Origin of the sequence: Brotaphodocola sp. (assembly GCF_050873065.1) — a bacterium.
Lineage (GTDB): Bacteria > Bacillota > Clostridia > Lachnospirales > Lachnospiraceae > Brotaphodocola.
Genome location: NZ_JBNMIC010000015.1, coordinates 1 through 17690, shown reverse-complemented (window position 1 = coordinate 17690; position 17690 = coordinate 1). Strand labels below are relative to the sequence as shown.

The window sequence follows — 17690 nt, the reverse complement described above, 5'->3', positions numbered from 1 at the left end:
GTTTTCTTTCGATTCCTGATCTTCGATTTTCGATTTTTGATTCCTAATTTCTGGTCTTTGATCCTTCCGTCTTTCGTCTCTCGCTTCCTGCCCTGTCTTATCTCTTACAGATCGCGAATGATTTTCACATGGTTGCGGAGCACCGCATAGCAGCTGCTTCCCGCTTCCTGACCGAACTTTTTCACCAGAGCAGTGTGAATTCCACTCAGATTTTTGCGGGGAAGTGCTGTCAGAATCTTCCAGACTGTCTCCGTCATGTCCTCCTGAAATTCAATCTGATTTCTCTTTAAAATCAGGTCCAGATACGCTCTCTCCCTCTGCTTTTTCCGGCTGTTGTAACCGGCAGAAAGTTCCTCGCGGCATTTCGGATTCTCCTTGAGATAGCGATACAGACTGTTGCCAACTGCCTGGCCAAACTGATACTCCAGCACATTGTGAACCATTGACATATCAGAGAGTTTCACCGTGCTGCAAAGTTCCATGAAAAATTCGAGATCCTGATGTGGATCGGCACTTCCACTCGCGCGGAAAATCCTCAGAATCGATCTCTGGCACGGTGTGTATGCAATCATTCTCTCGGCTTCCTCTTCCTCGCTCAGCTTCGCAGCGGATAACTGTTCTTTTATCGTCTCAGACTTCTTCTCAGCTTCGATTTCCCCGTTCCCGGAATTTTCATGTCCGGATTCAGAGCTTCTCTTTTCAGAAGTTTTCTTCTCAGGAGTCTTCTCCTCAGAAGTTTTCTTTTCAGAGTCTGTGTCTTCGACATCTCTGTCTTCAGCCTTCGGGGATTTTGCAGTTTCAGAATCGTCTTCCTCATCCGGATTTTCAGGGTCGTAATTCAGATCTCTCTCATCCTCAAGTTCCGGATACTCCTCTTCCTGAGTCTCCGGTGTCTGAGGATCCGGTGTCCGAGTCTCACGCGTCTGATTCTCCTGCCGCTTGGGCTCTGCTTTTTTCTCTGCGATCTGCTCTGCAATCATCTCTGTCGCCGTCTCAAGCACTGCTCCGAGCGCCGTCTTTGCCGTGTCTGTCAGGGACTCCATCTGTGCTTTTCGCTCAGGCGTCGCCACTTTGTCAAAAAGTGTTTTCGCAAGAACTGCGGACGACTTGGTCTTTTTGCGCTTTTTCTGAGCTGGTTTTCGCGCTTTCATCTGCTCTGCTTGCTCTTCCTGTTCTGTATGAACGAAATCATCGGATGACTGGTCACTCTCCTGCTTTGAAGTGTCCGCCACCGCTGCGGCTGCATCCGCATCAACGGAATCCGTATCAGCTGCACTTCTCAGACAGCTGTCTTCCTGATCGATCTGACAAGATTTTTCCCTATCCAGTTCTTTCGGATACTGCTCGTTCTGACACTGCTCATCACACTGGTCCTTAAACTGCTCCTGACGCGCTTCTTCCTGGCGCTGTTTCTTTGCCCTGGCGGCAAGTTTCGTGCACTCAATTCCCTTGATCCGGCTGACGCTGCACCCTCTCTGCTGCCAGTAGCGAACCGCTGCGTCATATCCGGTATCATTGGAAACAATCACATATTCGCGTTCCTGATCCTGACAGATCTGGTGTCCAAGCTCTGTGACAAGCTGGAAATCCAGTGCATTCTGTCCGCCAAAGCAGCGAATCCATTTCACAGTTCCCTTCTCCAGCTCCATCAGACGAACAATTCGGTCGTATCCCATGTGTGCGCTCTTATCTGTGAAAAATACCATGATACAGTCCCCGATTCCCAGGGCATCCAGGATTTCCACCCATACATCATTGATATTTTCACTGTCAATCAAATACGTTCTTTTCATAAAATCCTATTTTATCCTTTCCATTCCGTCCGGCTGTTCTGTACGGAAATTCGGTTCGGAAATTATGTCCGGAAACTTCAGCGCTGATTCCATTATACACTTCTTTGCAAATTTTAAAAGCGGGTTTTTTTCTTCTTATTCTCCGTCAGGGAATAGCTCAGATCCAGAAGATTTTCCATCTGCCGGTCAAAGGCTTCCTCGGATTCCCCGCTCAAAAGAACGCTGATCCAGTTTTCTTTGTTCATGTGATACGCCGGGAAAAAACCATCCTGCGTGATCAGGGATCCGATCAAAACTGGATCGCACTTGATATTCAAAAGCTCTGCGATTCCCTCTCCGGGAAGGCCAATCTTCGCTCTCTCCACGCGCAGGACAACTCCATACCACTTCTTCGTGTCTGAGTGGCGAAGAACGGCATTGGTGTCCTTCCACGGATAATCCGGTACCGTGTGATACTTTCGTTCCACAAGCGAAAAAAGTTCTGTTCGATCCATATCTTTCTTTTCCTCCTCACCATACAAAACATGCCCGCCTTGCACCTGTCCAAACGTCCCAAGTCCGCTCAGACAACATGCAAAACGGGCATGCCTTCACTTCTTTTTTATTGTATTCTGTTACGCAGATACTTCTCTTCCGCAATATTTGGCGATTGTCGCAATGACCTTGTCCATCTGAAGCGGCTTGGAGAGATGGGCATTCATATCCGCCTCCATGCACTTTTTCGCATCTTCCTCAAATGCATTCGCCGTCATCGCAATGATCGGAATCTGTTTTGCATCCTCACGTGCCATCTTCCGGATCTCCCTCGTCGCAGAGATTCCATCAACCACAGGCATCATAATATCCATCAAGATTGCATCATACGTTCCCTTCGGCTGCTCGGCAAATTCCTCGATCGCCTGCTTTCCATTCTGCACGATCTTGATCGTCGCCCCGGCATCCCCGAGAAGTGCCTCTGCAATCTCTGCATTGAGCGCATTGTCTTCCGCCAGCAGAAGATGAAGCCCCCGGATACTTGCCTCCGTCTCGGCAGGTTCCTCCTCCACCTTCTCGTCTCTTCCAACGCTCTCGCCCTCCTGTGCGAGTTCAAACGGAAGGGTGATTGTAAATACAGTTCCCTCTCCGACTTTACTCTTGACCGCAATCGTGCCGTCCATCTTGTCGACGAGCGCCTTCACAATCGACATCCCAAGACCCGTTCCATTGTACACACTCCTTGCATCCGCACGTTCCTGAGAGAATGGTTCAAAAATATGCTTGAGAAAGTTCTCGCTCATGCCGATTCCCGTGTCGGAAATCACCCATCGATACGTCACGGTATTTCTCAGGACTCCCAGACACTCAATCGAAGTCGACACACTTCCCCCAACGCGGTTGTATTTGATGCAGTTTCCGTAAATGTTCAGGAAAAGCTGGCGGATGTGAAGCGAACTTCCGTAGACATATGGCACCCGGATGCTTTCATCCGGGTGGTCTAAGCGAATCGTGATTCCCTCCTCAGCCGCTCTCTGGCTGATGATCGCCAAAATATCCGATGAAAGTTTCCTGAGATTGATCACCTCATGTGCGAGAATGACATCTCCATCCTCAAGTTTGCTCATCTGGAGCATATCGTTGATCAGGGAGAGCAGATGATTTGCCGAGATCATCATCTTCTCGCGGTTTGTCCGGAGCAGCGCGGTATCATCCGGATGGCGCTCTGCAATCCGCAGAAGACCAATGATTCCATTTAACGGAGTCCGGATATCATGCGTCATTCTCGACAGGAAGTTCGTCTTTGCCGCATTTGCGGCCCTCGCCTCCTCAGCTGATTTCCGGCTCTCCTCATTTGCCCGCTCTGCCCTCTCCACCGCCTCTTTTAAGAGTGTTTTCTGATGTTCCAGAATCGTATTCTGCTCATACAGGCGCTGGTTCAGCTCTTTCTCCGCCTTCAGCAGTTCCTCCATGTCCGTCTCTTTCTGAACGCGGATTCCCTGCAAAGCGCGGTACTCCCCGATCCAGCGCACCGTTATGTAAATCAGAGTCAGCACACCGAGAAAGGCACAGAAAAACTGGAGAATAACCTGAGTCTCCTGCGAATTCCAGCTAAACGTCGCAAAATAAGCTCTCTGCCCCAGCACAATCTTCATCCGCGACATCAGATGAGACAGAAGCATTCCGCAGACCAGGATCCCGCCGATCATTGCCCCGTAATAATATCTCATATGGAGCTTTGTCTTTACGACTTCCGTGGTCCGGCTCAAAACTTCCAGCTTCTCCCGCCATGCCTCATGGGACAACTGATAATGAATCAGGCAGACAATCAGTGTTGTGCTTATATACAAAATCATTTTTTCAACAGAAAGCCAGTTGATCAGAATCTGTCTCGCCGTCACCCCGCTGTCCGGAAAAAGCCATGCTATGAATAACATCGCGACACTGCCGTGAAGCCAGGTTGCAACGACCGTGATCAGCGCAATCCCAAAGTAGAGATGCCTCCTCTCTCTTCGAAAGTAGAGCGAAAACATCCATCCGGTAATCAGTGCAAACAGCGGTCTTGCCGTCGTCAGAACCATGGAGCGCACAGGATCCCCGCTGCGAAATGGCGAGAAGATGAGATCGCCATACTGAACTCCCGTGACTGTCGCCTGCCACATCGATGTCAGCGCAAAGATCAGCGCCATCGCAACCCCCTCCGCCGTTCCAAGGATCATTGCCGCAACAATCACAAGAATGTGCATCGTTGTGAGCGATATTGGCGGAATGATGATATATCCCAGATAGGAAAACGCCAAAATCAGCTCGATCGACATCAGCATCAGGAGAATCTCCGTCTTCATCTGTCTGCTCAGAGCAATTCCATATAATTTTTCAAAACGGGATTGTCTTGGATAGTCTCTGCCCACTTTCACATACTCCCTTTTCCCTAATATCGTTTGGACCTGTGAAAACAAAAATCTATCCTTATATTTTTTCATTCATGCTTCATAGAACGCAATTCTTTACAGCATTTTACAAATTTTACGAACCATGAATCAAAAAAACACCATAGAAAAATCTATAGTGTCCCCTGCATTCTCTGATTTTTGTGCAACTGGCTACCATTTCACAGGCCCTATAGCTTTGCGTCACAACCTTTCGATTGCTTTGCCCAATATAAATATATGAATAATTATACGCTTTTCCAAGGATTCTGTCAATTCTGCCAGCCACAAAAACCATGAATTGTTACTGCTCTCACCTTGCGCAAACAGCAACGGATTTTGCCGTTGCCATTCACCCGCGGTGCAAAAGTTCTCTGTAAATCTCCTCGTCTCTGTCCTTAAACACATTGAAAATGATGGTCTTTAATCCAGAATGCTTCCCTCTAAGGAACGTTCTTACCGTGTCGACGGCAATACCGGCGGCCTGCGCATTCGGAAAGCGGAAAACTCCCGTGGAAATGCAGCAGAAGGCAAGGCTCTCAAGATGGTATTTCTCTGCCATCTCAAGACAAGAGCGGTAACATCCCGCGAGAAGTTTTCTGTCCCGCTCCGTCACTTCCGCCTGCACAATCGGGCCAACTGTGTGAATCACATACCGGCACGGCAGGTTGTAAGCCGGAGTAATCTTTGCCTGCCCCGTCGGCTCTTCATGTCCCTGCTTTTGCATAAGTTCCTCACAGGCAAGGCGGAGCTGAATTCCCGCAAACGTGTGGATACAGTTATCAATGCACGCATGATTCGGGACATAGCAGCCCGTCATTCCGCTGTTTGCCGCATTTACGATCGCATCACAGTGAATGCGGGTGATGTCGCCCTTCCACAGACGAATCCCCGGCTCAAGCTCTTCCATCTCCTCAAGTTCCACAATCCCCTTTTGTCTCGCTTCCTCCTGAAGATATTCATCCTGAATGCGCAAAAATTCTTTCTCACAGCTCTTCGGCAGCCGGACATTCATCAGACCGCGAAGAAGTTCTCTCTGTCCACCTGCATCATCTGGCACCCGGATTCCCCGATAGGAACCATCCTCCTTCAAAAGTTCTCTGATCAGATACTGCCGTCGCTCACTCTGATTCATCGCATTTTTCCCTCCCTCTTTTTTCTGTTCTCTCTTCTCATCTTAAATCATCCCATTGAGAATGTACAGAGGGCACTATTTTGTAACCGTTACTGTTCACGCGTTGCTTGGACAGTAATGGATTTTATTTCCGTTTTTATTCCAGTTTACAAATAAATTTCACTGGTAGTATAATAAGTCTCTGAAAGTTTCCACACAAAATCATACAAAACAAAGGAGTACTCATCTTTATGAAACGACAGGCTTTGAGGGCAGCGTTCCCCCACACGATTCCGATTTTTACCGGTTTCTGTTTTCTCGGAATGGCATACGGAATCTATATGAACGCGTCCGGTTTTTCTTTTCTCTATCCCCTGATGATGAGCATGCTGATCTATGGAGGTTCCCTGGAATTTGTCGCCGTGGAGATGCTTTTAAGTCCATTCGCCCCCGTTCAGGTCTTCATCATGGCACTTCTGATTCAGGCAAGGCACCTCTTTTACGGTCTCTCCATGCTCGAAAAATACAAGGGGCTCGGATGGAAAAAATTTTATCTGATTTTTGGAATGTGCGATGAATCCTTTTCCATCAACTGCAGCGCAGAGATTCCGGAGGGAGTCGACCGCGGATGGTTTTACTTTTTCGTCACCCTCCTGAATCAGATTTACTGGGTTTTTGGTGCCACTCTCGGCGGACTGATCGGTTCCCTGCTCACGTTTGATACCGCAGGAATCAATTTCGTTATGACTTCCATGTTCGTTGTCATCTTCTTGGAGCAGTGGCTGAAAGAAAAAAATCATATCTCCGCTCTCATCGGTCTTGGCGTCTCCGCACTCTGCCTGTCTGGCTTCGGTCCGAATGCCTTCATGATTCCGACGATGATCCTCATCATCGCCCTGCTCGCCGCATTCCGCAGACCGCTTGAGCGCATGGAGAAAGCCACGGAAGAAAACAGACCAGACCATCACAATAAATCGAACAGGAGGCTTGTCCCATGACCATTCCACAGCAAATCATCACAATCGGCTTATGCGTTCTCGCAACGATGACCACCCGCTTTCTCCCCTTTTTCATCTTCTCTGAGAAGAGGGAGACTCCCGCATTTATCCAGTATATCGGAAAATATCTTCCCTCAGCGGTATTCGGGATGCTCGTCATCTACTGCCTGAAAAATGTAGATCTTCTTCACGGAACACACGGAGCGCCGGAATTTCTCGCAATCCTCGCGACCACTCTCATTCACCTGTGGAAACGCCAGATGCTTCTCTCGATTGCGGGCGGGACGATCTGCTATATGCTGCTGATCCATTTTATTTGACACTCCCCATAGCTGAATCTGGGGGTTTTACGACACATTCATACAAAAAATAAAAGCTCTCATCTCTGTGACTTCCGGTTATCTATTGACACAGATATGAGAGCTTCTTATTTATTTTAAAGTGAATTTTTGATTCTTAAATCAGCTTATATCCCTTAGATTTCAGGCATTCCTGAACTTCCCAGATTCCGTCCGTGTTGAAGACCATAACCGGTTTTCCGGAATCTCTGTTGAACGAGAGGTACATGTAGTTGATGCTGATGTTGCTCTCAGAGAGCGCAAGCAGAAGACGATTTAAGTTTCCAACCTCATCTGCGACCTCAACGCCGAGCACATTGCTCAAGCGGCACATATAACCGGCCTCAGAAAGTTTCTCCTCTGCCTTCTCCGGCTCAGAGACAACCATGCGGATGATTCCAAACTCCGCACTGTCATTCGTGACAGATCCCCAGATATTAATTTCAGCCTCCGCCAGAATGCTGGTGATTTTCTGTAAGGTTCCTTTTGAATTCTCTCCAAAAACAGATACCTGTTTTAACATACTCTTTTCCTGCCTTTCTCATCCCATTTCAAGTTCACTTGCTCTAGCACTTTAATGTATGAAATTGTTCATTTTCATTTAGTATAACGCAGGAAAAATCATTTGTAAACGATTTATGCACTTTTCTGCCAAATTTCCATTCAGCTGATCAGCTGAGATAATTTTTCATCGTCTTCAGTGCACTCTTTTCCAGCCTCGACACCTGCGCCTGACTGATGTGAATTTCCTCCGCAACCTCTGTCTGTGTCTTTCCCTCAAAAAACCGCATGTCGATGATGTGGCGCTCGCGCCCCGGCAGATGTTTCATCGCCTCGCGAAGCGAAATATCCTCGACCCAGTTTTCCTCCAAATGTTTCTTGTCACTGATCTGATCCATCACATAAAGCGGATCCCCGCCGTCCGTGTAAATCGGTTCATAGAGACTGACCGGACTCTGAATCGCATCAAGCGCATAGGTGACCTCCTCCTTGCTCAGTCCGATCTCCTCTGCAATCTCCGAGACGGAAGGCTCCCTTGAGAGACTGCGCGTCAGATTCTCTCTGGCATAGATCGCCTTATAGGCAATGTCCCGCAAAGAACGGCTGACACGGATTGAATTGTTGTCCCTCAGATAGCGGCGCACTTCCCCGAGAATCATCGGTACCGCATACGTCGAAAATTTTACATTCTGGGAGAGATCAAAATTGTCAATCGCCTTGATTAATCCAATGCAGCCGATCTGGAACAGATCGTCAATATTCTCCTGACTGCCGGCAAAACGCTGGATGACACTCAGCACCAGACGAAGATTTCCTTTGATATACTGCTCTCTGGCGCCCTTATCTCCTTTTCCGATCCGCACAAAAAGAGCATCCTTCTCCTCATTCGTGAGCAAAGGGAGCTTTGATGTATTCACGCCGCAAATTTCCACCTTATAGACAGGCATATTCTTTACCTCCGCAGATTTGATAGGGAGTGTGAATCCCGAATCCAAACAGCAACTCTGAATGTAAGGATGGGCATTTTCCGGCGAATTTATACAGCTTTGTGCTGGATAAGATTTGAAAATCGGGAAGATTTCCCTTATGATAAAACAGACACGAATCAGATCGACATTAAAAAAATTTACAGAAATATGAGGATTTTTTATTTATGGCTCAGACACAAGATCAGGAAAACAAATGGGACAAACTTTTAAAAATCCGCACTTCCGGGCGGGATGACTCAAACGCAGACCAGTACTGCTATCCCTATGAACCTACTCCCTACTCCGTCCTCGAACGGCTCGCAAACAGCGGAGAAATCCGCAAAAACCACGTTCTTCTCGACTACGGGTGCGGCAAAGGGCGGGTTGACTTCTTTCTCGCCTACCAGACCAGATGCCGGGCAATCGGCATCGAATGCGATGAGCGGATCTATGCGGAGGCACAAAAAAACAGGGAAAGCGCGATCTCTGGTGCCCGGACAGAATTCATGCTCGCAAATGCCGAGCAGTATCCGGTCAGCGCCGGGATTGACCGGATTTTCTTTTTCAATCCGTTTTCCGTCGAAATCTTAAAGCGCGTTCTCGCGCGGGTCCTCGACTCCTACTACGAGAATCCAAGAAATATCAAGCTCTTTTTCTACTACCCGCAGGACGAGTATCTCGCCTACCTGATGACGGTGACGGAACTGGAATTTTATGATGAGATTGACTGCCGGGACCTGTTTGAGGGGAATCATTCGAGAGAGCGGATCGTGATTTTTGAGACTTGCGAGACGTTCTGAGATTCGCTTTAAGAGTGGAACAGATGTCATAAAATTGTAATAGACGTAATGGAATTGTAAAAGCCGCTCCGGTAAAAAAGGTGTATACTATTACCATCTTACGAAAGGTGGTAACTCACATGTACATAAAAAAATTAGCAGCTGTCTGCCTTAGCTTCTGTCTGTGCGCACAGCCTGTCTTCTCTTCTTATGCGGCAACCATTGTCGCCGGCAGCGGCGCTTCCGTCGCATCCCCGTCAAACGTCAGTCCGTCGACGGGATCCTCTGCCACAACCTTCACCGCAGATCAGGCATGGCACAAGATCAACGGTCAGTATGTCGATGCATCGGGGAACCCGATTGACGGCGTCCTGATGCGCGGAATCAGCGTTTCCAAGTGGCAGGGAAACATCGACTGGGCAAAGGTTGCGAGCGACGACATCTCCTTCGCTTTCGTCCGCATGGTTTCCTACGGCTACGAGGGACAGGTCACAATGGATGAGACTTTCGACCAGAATATGCGCCAGGCAAGCGCCCAGGGCATCAAGACTGCCCCCTACATCTATCTCCAGACCAAGACAGTCGAGGAGGCAAGAAAGGCAGCTCAGTTCGCCGTCGACACCGCCAAAAATTACACCGTAAACTTCCCGATCGCCGTCGACATTGAGTCTCCCTACATCCTCACCCTCTCTGTGCAGGAACTGACGGATGTCATCAATGCGTTCTGTCAGGTGATCGCAGCAAACGGCTACACCCCGATTGTGTACAGCGACTTTAACAAGCTGAGCACCGAGATGGATACCTCCCAGATTCCTTATGACATCTGGCTTGCACGCTACGGTTCAACCAACAACCAGTTTGCCGGCCGCACGATCTGGCAGCCGACGGAGACTGCCTCCGTAAACGGAATCTCCGGCAATGTCTGCGTGGAACTCGCATTTAAGAATTACATCGGCCAGGCCGGAACCGGCAATGGCTCCGTCGGACCGTCCGGTTCCCAGGCTTCAACCGTCTCCGCGACTCCTACGGTCGGCACTTCTTCCCAGACCGGCGGTCCGGGTGTGCAGACAAACGCTGCGGTATCCCCGACTCCGGGAACCGTCACCCAGAACGCACCCGGTTCCGGCAGCGGATCTGCTACCTCAGCCACTGTGGTAACTGCCGGAAATTAGCGTTTTCCCACGCTTTCTCCGCCTTCCATCTCCCGGATTGCTTTCTTAAACTGGAAGATGAAGAGCGTTGACGCAAACATCACAGAGAGCATATCTGCGACCGGCTCTGCGAGATAAACCGCCATAAGCGGATTCTTCGCAAACAGATGCGGAAGCAGATAGATCAGCGGAATTAACAGGATAAATTTTCGCATGACTGCCACCATGATTGATGCTTTCGCATTTCCGAGCGCACTGAACGTGAGCTGGCAGGCAACCTGAATTCCAAATACAAACATGACCGCCATATAGATGCGCAGTGCCGTTTTTGTGAAAGCCAGCAGCTGCGCATCTGCGGTAAACATGGATGCAAAGACTCCCGGAAACAGCTGGACAAAGAGCCAGAGCAGAACGGAGTAGCAGAGATTCACTTTTACGAGAAGACCAAACGTTTTCTTCACGCGCTCTGCATTGTGCGCCCCGTAATTGTAGCTGATGATCGGCTGGGCACCCTGACCGAGACCCTGAAGCGGAAGCATCGCAAACTGCATCACACTCGTCAGAATCGTCATTGCACCAACCGCAAGGTCCCCGCCGTATCGAAGCAGCGAAGAATTGAAGCAGACAGCGATCACACTTTCACTCGACTGCATGATAAAAGCCGCAAGTCCAAGCGTCAGCGTCGGCACCACAATCTTTCTTCTCAGCCTCATATTTTCTTTCCGAATCTTGAGATAAGTCTTCTTTCCAAGAAGGAAGGACATCACCCAGGTACACGACATCGCCTGGGAGATTACCGTCGCAAGCGCAGCTCCGCGCACGCCCATTCCAAAGCCAAAAATAAAAACCGGATCCAGCACAATGTTCGCGACTGCACCGATCAGCACGGAGAACATGCCGGTCTTTGCAAAACCCTGTGCCGTGATAAACGTATTCATGCCGAGCGTCAGCTGGACGAAGATCGTTCCGATCGCGTAGATATTCAAGTAGGCACAGGCATACTCAATCGTATTCTCACTCGCTCCGAATGCCAGCAGAATCCGCCGTCCAAACAACAGCAAAGCCGCCGTCAGAATCACAGAGATGATCAGCTGGAGCGTCACACAGTTTCCGAGAATCTTCTCTGCCTGATCTTCCTCATTTTTTCCCATCGCGATCGTTGCCCTCGGTGCTCCGCCCGAACCGACCATCGACGCAAATGCGGACACAACCAGAATGACCGGCATGCACACGCCGACTCCGGTCAGGGCAAGCGCCCCGCTCCCCGGAATATGGCCGATATAAATCCGGTCGACCACATTGTAGAGCATATTGATGATCTGGGCCGCCACCGTCGGAATCGCCAGCTGAAAGAGCAGTCTTCCGACCGGCTCTTTTCCAAGAAAACTTTTATCATTCTGCATCTCTCTGCACTCCTCTCTGCCCGCCATTCTCCTGACTCTTCTGCACAGATTCTCTCAGACCCACTCCGAGTCCCTCCATGAGATTTTCCTCGATTCTCCGGTTCATATCGTGATACCGTCTCCTTTCCTCCTCATCAAACCCGGAAAAAATCTGCGCCAGCATCTTCTCCTGCTGACGCTCCACCGCTGCGACAAGCGGCTCTGCCTTCTCCGTCAGCGACAGGTGTATGCGCCTTCTGTCCCTCGAATCCTCCGTCCGCTTAAGAAACCCCTTTTGAATCAGTGCCTCCACCCCCTGAGAGACATTTCCGCGCTGAAGCATCCTCATGCGCGCGATCTCACTCGCCGTATCCCGCTCCGGGTTGTTGTACAGGAAATTGACAATCACAATCTCCACTTTCGACAGACCATACTGTCTGCGGACGGGTTCCTGATAAAGTTCCTGAAGTTTGAACGTTGCGCGCATCACCATACAGTAATTTCCATAACTGTTCACATTCACACTCATTCTGTCCTATGCCCTGCTCCTCTCGATCTCTTTCCTTCCGGTTCTATTTTTCTCTTTTAAATAGTTCTTTTTAGAACTATTTTATTTAGAACAGATTATACGCGTTTTCCTCTCTCCTGTCAATCCCGAACAAGCCAAAATCAATCTCCCTGCGGAGCATTTTTTCATAAGGCACATAAAAAAGGACCTCCGGCGTGTCCCCTCCCAGTTTTGGCAGAAATTGGAAGGAGGCAGACTTGCCAGAAATCCTTTTTATTCCAGAATCGAAGATTTCGCTTTCATCACGTTCCGATTCCGTTTGTTTTCAGTTGATTTTTTTAACACTCATCAGGCAGTGCGTTTGGTTGGTTGATCAATCCATCTTATTTGATAAATCCGACATGCTTGCAGATCTCTGCTACAGCTTTGTCCTTGCGCTCGTTGAAGATCACCTTGTTCTCCTCGAACATATTGCGGCCATCTGCATCGATGGAGACGATCAGCGGACCGAATTCCTTAACCCGGCAATTCCACAGCGTCTCCGGCATACCCAGATCACGCCACTCTGCACGAACAATCTCCTCAACCTCGGTGGCAGCTACTACTGCATTTCCGGCCGGGAATACACAGTGGATTGCCTTGAAGTTCTTGCAGGCGTACTCGGTGTTCGGACCCATACCGCCCTTACCGATGATCACCTTTACACCGGTCTGCTCTACGAACTCCTTCTCGAACTTCTCCATACGCATGGAAGTGGTCGGACCTACGGAAACCATCTCGAACTTGTCATTCTCCAGCGGACGGATGATCGGGCCAGCGTGGAAAATTGCATTGTTGCGAACATCTACCGGAAGCGGACGATGCTCCTCAACAAGACGACGATGTGCTACGTCACGGCAGGTTGTCATGCTTCCTGTCAGATATACGATATCTCCAATATGGATATCCTTTAAATCTTCATCACTTACCGGTGTTACCAGAATTTTCTTTCCATCTCTAATCTCGATCATTATAATGTTACCCCCGAATGTGTAGTAATGGTATAGTTCAGATCCTTATCGAAAATAATGTGTCCGCGACGGTGAGACCAGCATCCAACGTTTACTGCAACACCGATCGTAGAAGGATGACGTGCGGTATTCTCAATATGTACACCCATTACGGAGTACTTTCCGCCCATTCCCTGCGGTCCAAGGCCGATGGAGTTGATTCCGTCCTCGAGCAGCTTCTCCATGTAAGCCGCACGCTCGTTCTCATTGTGGCTTCCTAACGGACGCATCAGCGCCTTCTTGGAGAGCAGTGCTGCGGTCTCAACGGAAGTTGCAACACCCACGCCAACCAGAAGCGGCGGGCAGGCATTCAGACCGTAAGAAGTCATGACATCCATAACGAACTGGGTAACACCCTCATATCCTGCACCCGGCATCAGAACCATTGCCTTACCCGGAAGGGTGCAGCCGCCGCCTGCCATGTATGCGTAGATCTCGCACTTGTCGCTGTCCGGAACGATGTCCCAGAATACGGTCGGAGTTCCTTTTCCTACGTTCTTGCCGGTGTTGTACTCATCGAAAGTCTCAACGCTGTTATGTCTCAGCGGAGCCTCGAACGTTGCCTTCACAACTGCCTCTTTCAGAAGACCCTCAAGCTCACCGATCAGCGGGAACTGGGTACCGCACTTTACCCAGAACTGAAGAACTCCGGTATCCTGACAGCTCGGGCGATTCAGCTTAACCGCAAGATCCTGGTTCTTCTTCATCGTTGCGTAAATAACCTTTGACAGCGGGCTGTCCTCTTTCTCTGCCAGCTCATCGAGCTTTGCGATGATGTCATCCGGCAGCTTCTTGCCGATATGGTCCACGAAATGTGCCATATACGTGGTAAGCTGCTCAACCTGTTCTTTCTTGCTCATCTCATAACCTCCTGTTTCTTCATGTGAATGTTTTTTTGATTTTTTGTAATTTTGTGTTGTTTAAACTTGTTACTCTACGGTGTTGCCATACTGCTTTGTTGACTTGTTACTTTGATTTGTTGTTTTTGATATTTAATAATGTATCCATTTCGTAGTTTCATAATAAATCGTTTTGTTTCGTTTGTCAAGTAGTTTTTTGTAATTTTTTCACATATTTTTGTACACAAAATACGTTTTGTTCTACTTATTTCGCAATCCCACTCCAAACCATTTTCCTTTTACGGGAAAAACGGGAATGCAATCGGAAGAATGATCATGCTGACAATCGTCGCGATCACAATCATCGGAAGTCCGGACTTTACATAATCCATGAACGTGTATCCGCCGGCACCGATTACCATCGTATTTGCCGGCATTCCGATCGGGGTTGCATATGCACAGGAACCACCGATGACACATGCCATCAGAACGGCTCTCGGGTCTGCTCCCATTCCCTGGGCAACCGACAGACAAATCGGAACCATCAGAGCCGTCGTCGCCGTGTTGGACATGAAGTTTGTCAGCACGCAGCACAACATGAATACGACAAATGTCAGCACATACGGAGACGGATTCTCGCCAAGGCCATTGATCACAAGATCTGCGATCTGCTCTCCTGCCCCTGTCTTTGAAAGCGCAGATGCCAGGGAAAGGGTACCGCCAAAGAGAAAAATCGTCTTTAAGTCAATAGACTTGAGCGCATTCTTCTCTGAGATTACACCGGTCAGAATCAGAGCCAGCGCACCGATACATCCGGAGATGCACAGCTTGATGCCAATCTTGTCCTCAAGAACCATCGCTGCCAGAGTCAGCACAAGAATCACGAGGGAGAGAACTTTCTTCCACTGCGGAACGTTGCTGAAATCCTGAGTCTGATCAAAAGCGCCATCATCCTTCGGCTGACGGTTCGGAAGCAGGCGATATCCGATCGTTGCATAGAAAATAATTCCACAGACCAGAATCGGAACGCCGACAATTGCATACTCAAAAAATCCAAACGACATTCCAAGCTGCTCCTGAAGCGCACTCTGGGCAATCAGGTTGCCCGGCGCACCGATCAGAGAAAGATTTCCCCCCATCGCTGCCGCAAATACCAACGGCATCAGCAGTCTGGAACGGGAATATCCGGACTTTGCCGCAATTCCGATTACAACCGGAATCAGAACAGCTGCGGTACCGGTGTTGGAAAGCACTCCGCTCATCACACCCACAATCACCATGATCGCAATGATCAGCATTCTCTCGGTCTTTGCAAACTTCGTCACGATTCCGCCGATTTCATTTGCCATTCCGGTCTCAAAAAATGCTCCGCCGACGATAAACATGGCGACGAACAAAATCACGTTGCTGTCAATAAATCCTGCAAAAGCTGTCTTTACATCCAAAACTTTTGTGACGACAAGACCGATACAGACGATCATCGAGGTCACACCAAGCGGGATCTTTTCTGTCACGAACATGACGATCGCGAACAGCAGAAACAAAATAGTAATGGTTGATGGACTCATAAACTCCTCCTGCTTTTCCCCTCGCACAGTTTCATGTTTGGGTTTCTTTTTGCTATTTCGGCGCCGATTTTCGTGGATACCCATCAAATACATCCTCTCCGATCTCCCACCGGATCAGTCTTCCCCCTGCCGTCTTCCTCCAAAACGGCTTTGATATGCCGTTCTCATTTGCCTGACTGACCGGCTGCTCTGCTGGATAGTTTTTGCTGCTTTTTGTGATCTTTGATTATTTATATTTAATAATGTATCCATTTCGTATGCTCATAATAAAACACAATGCCAAATTTGTCAATAGGTTATTGATGTTTTCAGCATTGTGTTTATTTTTTACGTTTTATTTTTATGCACTATATCCAAAAAAATTTCTCAGCGATAACGCGTCAGCACATCCTCCATGCTTCGGATAATGTGGCGATGCATCCGTTTTCTCGCCAGATCGGCATCTCTCTTCTCGAGAGCTTCCAGAATCTCCTTGTGTTCCTTCAAGGATTTTGTCGCATACTCCTCAGCCGTCGACTTGACGCCCATCGACAGACCATTCCAGAGCTCAGAGAGCATTTTTTTCATCTTTTCATTGCCCGCTGCCTTCCAGATCTCATAGTGGAACGACTGGTTATAATTCGAGTAACTTCCCGCATCATTCTGATCGAGCGCTTCCTGCGCGGACTCCACACAGTTTCGCACCGCATCGAGATCCACATCATTTTCGCAGCAGAGCGCACAGGCCTCACTCTCAAGCGCCGCGCGGACCTGATAATGCTCCCGGATCGTCGTCTCATTGATCCCAAGCACAACAGCCCCCTTATTCTGCTTTAAATCAATGAGTCCGTCTCTCGACAGAATCTGAAATGCCTCCCTCACCGGAGTCACAGAGACACCGAGTTCCTGTGCCGTCGTCTCGAGTGCGAGCACCTCTCCCTCCGAAATCTGTTTTGAAATAATCGCCTTTCTCAGTGCAGAAGCCACTCTCTCCCTCGCCGGAAGAAGCTGAATCGGTTTTAATCCTAACATGTTCCATCCCCTCTCTCTCTTCTCATAGCAACCATTGCATCCGCAAGCATTCCAAAATACTCGAAAAGTGCCTTCTCCCCTTCTTCCTGCTCTCCGGATTTCCACAGCATCTTTACAGCAGCGAGTTTTCTTGCACTCCCCACGCAGTTTCCGCTGTTTACAACAAATGCCGTGTAAATCTCAATCAGCGTCTCCAGCGCTTTCTTCGAGAAACTGTAACGATGATTTTTCCAGATTTCACGGTGAAATTCCATCTCCTGGTCTGGAAGCGCTTCCAAATCCTGCCATCCTTTCAGCGCCTCTGTCTCCAGCATTGCCGCATGGCGAAACACATGGTGAAAAAAGTCATCCGTCAGCTGACTCACTTTCACATGATTGTTCGGCAGGCGGTCAATCAACCCCTGATACTCGAGCAAAATCAAAGCCTCCCTCACCGGCATCCGCGACACACCAAGGCTCTGCGCCAGTTCATTCTGCGTCATCTCAGTCCCATTCGGAATGTCACCGGAAAGAATTGCATCCTTGAGCACTTCCACGATGCTTCCCTGTTTTTTCTTTACTCCGACATACTCCACGTCTCTTCTCCTCCACGCTTTCCACACTCTAAATGATATCCTTATTCTCTCGCTCCTCACAATATCATACATTATAGGCGTTTGCGAAACGCCACAAGCCGCATAAATACGGCATTTTTTGTTACCTATAAACAAATAACTCCTCACCGGATATGGTATAATAGAGTTGACTAAAAACTATAAACCTACATCCAAGAAAGGAGTTATTCTGAT

Annotated in this window: 17 protein-coding genes and 1 riboswitch; of the genes, 4 read left to right on the top strand and 13 right to left on the bottom strand. The window is 48.8% G+C overall.

Features of this window, described 5'->3' with window-relative positions:
* Positions 1-104: 104 nt before the first annotated feature.
* From ACR0QE_RS05860 to ACR0QE_RS05845, 4 genes are all read right to left on the bottom strand, one after another.
* Entirely contained in the window at positions 105-1793 is a 1689-nt protein-coding gene (locus ACR0QE_RS05860) for a PIN domain-containing protein (RefSeq protein WP_432627430.1), read from the bottom strand.
* A 113-nt stretch (positions 1794-1906) separates the two neighbouring features.
* Positions 1907-2287 (bottom strand): MmcQ/YjbR family DNA-binding protein, encoded by a 381-nt coding sequence (locus ACR0QE_RS05855; protein WP_432627429.1) that lies wholly within the window; start codon positions 2285-2287, stop codon positions 1907-1909.
* Between the two features lie 120 nt (positions 2288-2407).
* The gene (locus ACR0QE_RS05850) at positions 2408-4684 is read right to left on the bottom strand and encodes an ECF transporter S component (protein WP_432627428.1); all 2277 of its coding nucleotides are present in this window, start codon (positions 4682-4684) and stop codon (positions 2408-2410) included.
* 174 nt (positions 4685-4858) lie between these two features.
* Positions 4859-4934, bottom strand: a riboswitch (cyclic di-GMP riboswitch).
* A gap of 114 nt (positions 4935-5048) precedes the next feature.
* Positions 5049-5831, bottom strand: a complete 783-nt coding sequence (locus tag ACR0QE_RS05845) for a protein-ADP-ribose hydrolase (RefSeq protein WP_432627427.1) — start codon at positions 5829-5831, stop codon at positions 5049-5051.
* 230 nt (positions 5832-6061) lie between these two features.
* Between ACR0QE_RS05845 and ACR0QE_RS05840 the strand changes: the two genes are divergently transcribed.
* Positions 6062-6808 (top strand): AzlC family ABC transporter permease, encoded by a 747-nt coding sequence (locus ACR0QE_RS05840; protein ID WP_432627426.1) that lies wholly within the window; start codon positions 6062-6064, stop codon positions 6806-6808.
* On the top strand, positions 6805-7128 hold the full coding sequence (locus ACR0QE_RS05835; protein WP_432627425.1) for a branched-chain amino acid transporter permease: 324 nt from the start codon (positions 6805-6807) through the stop codon (positions 7126-7128). Before ACR0QE_RS05840 ends, ACR0QE_RS05835 begins: the two co-directional genes overlap by 4 nt.
* Positions 7129-7264: 136 nt before the next feature.
* On the opposite strand, the gene ACR0QE_RS05830 is transcribed toward ACR0QE_RS05835, so the two are convergent.
* Complete coding sequence (locus tag ACR0QE_RS05830; RefSeq protein ID WP_432627424.1) at positions 7265-7669, bottom strand: amino acid-binding protein; 405 nt, start codon at positions 7667-7669, stop codon at positions 7265-7267.
* Positions 7670-7817: 148 nt separating this feature from the next.
* Positions 7818-8594: an RNA polymerase sporulation sigma factor SigG gene (gene sigG / locus ACR0QE_RS05825; RefSeq protein ID WP_432627423.1), complete on the bottom strand. Its 777-nt coding sequence runs from the start codon at positions 8592-8594 to the stop codon at positions 7818-7820.
* Between the two features lie 206 nt (positions 8595-8800).
* On the opposite strand from sigG, the gene ACR0QE_RS05820 reads away from it, so the two are divergent.
* Positions 8801-9415: a class I SAM-dependent methyltransferase gene (locus ACR0QE_RS05820; protein ID WP_432627422.1), complete on the top strand. Its 615-nt coding sequence runs from the start codon at positions 8801-8803 to the stop codon at positions 9413-9415.
* A 119-nt stretch (positions 9416-9534) separates the two neighbouring features.
* The gene (locus ACR0QE_RS05815; RefSeq protein ID WP_432627421.1) at positions 9535-10566 is read left to right on the top strand and encodes a GH25 family lysozyme; all 1032 of its coding nucleotides are present in this window, start codon (positions 9535-9537) and stop codon (positions 10564-10566) included.
* On the opposite strand, the gene ACR0QE_RS05810 is transcribed toward ACR0QE_RS05815, so the two are convergent.
* From ACR0QE_RS05810 to ACR0QE_RS05780, 7 genes are all read right to left on the bottom strand, one after another.
* Positions 10563-11948, bottom strand: coding sequence for an MATE family efflux transporter (locus ACR0QE_RS05810; protein WP_432627420.1), 1386 nt, complete (start codon positions 11946-11948; stop codon positions 10563-10565). The two genes, ACR0QE_RS05815 and ACR0QE_RS05810, sit on opposite strands and share 4 nt — an antisense overlap.
* Complete coding sequence (locus ACR0QE_RS05805) at positions 11938-12456, bottom strand: MarR family winged helix-turn-helix transcriptional regulator (RefSeq protein WP_432627419.1); 519 nt, start codon at positions 12454-12456, stop codon at positions 11938-11940. Before ACR0QE_RS05805 ends, ACR0QE_RS05810 begins: the two co-directional genes overlap by 11 nt.
* Before the next feature lie 362 nt (positions 12457-12818).
* Entirely contained in the window at positions 12819-13445 is a 627-nt protein-coding gene (ttdB, locus tag ACR0QE_RS05800) for a L(+)-tartrate dehydratase subunit beta (RefSeq protein WP_432627418.1), read from the bottom strand.
* Positions 13445-14344, bottom strand: coding sequence for a L(+)-tartrate dehydratase subunit alpha (gene ttdA / locus ACR0QE_RS05795; protein WP_177977622.1), 900 nt, complete (start codon positions 14342-14344; stop codon positions 13445-13447). Before ttdA ends, ttdB begins: the two co-directional genes overlap by 1 nt.
* A gap of 278 nt (positions 14345-14622) precedes the next feature.
* A complete protein-coding gene (locus tag ACR0QE_RS05790; protein WP_432627417.1) occupies positions 14623-15891 on the bottom strand; it encodes an SLC13 family permease in 1269 nt (422 codons plus the stop codon).
* A 366-nt stretch (positions 15892-16257) separates the two neighbouring features.
* Positions 16258-16902 (bottom strand): GntR family transcriptional regulator, encoded by a 645-nt coding sequence (locus ACR0QE_RS05785; protein WP_432627416.1) that lies wholly within the window; start codon positions 16900-16902, stop codon positions 16258-16260.
* On the bottom strand, positions 16896-17477 hold the full coding sequence (locus ACR0QE_RS05780) for a GntR family transcriptional regulator (protein ID WP_432627415.1): 582 nt from the start codon (positions 17475-17477) through the stop codon (positions 16896-16898). The genes ACR0QE_RS05785 and ACR0QE_RS05780 overlap by 7 nt, the downstream gene beginning before the upstream one ends.
* Positions 17478-17690: the final 213 nt, after the last annotated feature.

What these genes read in the sequence shown, in the direction of transcription:
- ACR0QE_RS05860 (WP_432627430.1), bottom strand. Translation starts at nt 1,793, where the DNA reads ATGAAAAGAACGTATTTGATTGACAGTGAAAATATCAATGATGTATGG.
- ACR0QE_RS05855 (WP_432627429.1), bottom strand. Translation starts at nt 2,287, where the DNA reads ATGGATCGAACAGAACTTTTTTCGCTTGTGGAACGAAAGTATCACACG.
- ACR0QE_RS05845 (WP_432627427.1), bottom strand. Translation starts at nt 5,831, where the DNA reads ATGAATCAGAGTGAGCGACGGCAGTATCTGATCAGAGAACTTTTGAAG.
- ACR0QE_RS05840 (WP_432627426.1), top strand. Translation starts at nt 6,062, where the DNA reads ATGAAACGACAGGCTTTGAGGGCAGCGTTCCCCCACACGATTCCGATT.
- ACR0QE_RS05835 (WP_432627425.1), top strand. Translation starts at nt 6,805, where the DNA reads ATGACCATTCCACAGCAAATCATCACAATCGGCTTATGCGTTCTCGCA.
- ACR0QE_RS05830 (WP_432627424.1), bottom strand. Translation starts at nt 7,669, where the DNA reads ATGTTAAAACAGGTATCTGTTTTTGGAGAGAATTCAAAAGGAACCTTA.
- sigG (WP_432627423.1), bottom strand. Translation starts at nt 8,594, where the DNA reads ATGCCTGTCTATAAGGTGGAAATTTGCGGCGTGAATACATCAAAGCTC.
- ACR0QE_RS05820 (WP_432627422.1), top strand. Translation starts at nt 8,801, where the DNA reads ATGGCTCAGACACAAGATCAGGAAAACAAATGGGACAAACTTTTAAAA.
- ACR0QE_RS05815 (WP_432627421.1), top strand. Translation starts at nt 9,535, where the DNA reads ATGTACATAAAAAAATTAGCAGCTGTCTGCCTTAGCTTCTGTCTGTGC.
- ACR0QE_RS05810 (WP_432627420.1), bottom strand. Translation starts at nt 11,948, where the DNA reads ATGCAGAATGATAAAAGTTTTCTTGGAAAAGAGCCGGTCGGAAGACTG.
- ACR0QE_RS05805 (WP_432627419.1), bottom strand. Translation starts at nt 12,456, where the DNA reads ATGAGTGTGAATGTGAACAGTTATGGAAATTACTGTATGGTGATGCGC.
- ttdB (WP_432627418.1), bottom strand. Translation starts at nt 13,445, where the DNA reads ATGATCGAGATTAGAGATGGAAAGAAAATTCTGGTAACACCGGTAAGT.
- ttdA (WP_177977622.1), bottom strand. Translation starts at nt 14,344, where the DNA reads ATGAGCAAGAAAGAACAGGTTGAGCAGCTTACCACGTATATGGCACAT.
- ACR0QE_RS05790 (WP_432627417.1), bottom strand. Translation starts at nt 15,891, where the DNA reads ATGAGTCCATCAACCATTACTATTTTGTTTCTGCTGTTCGCGATCGTC.
- ACR0QE_RS05785 (WP_432627416.1), bottom strand. Translation starts at nt 16,902, where the DNA reads ATGTTAGGATTAAAACCGATTCAGCTTCTTCCGGCGAGGGAGAGAGTG.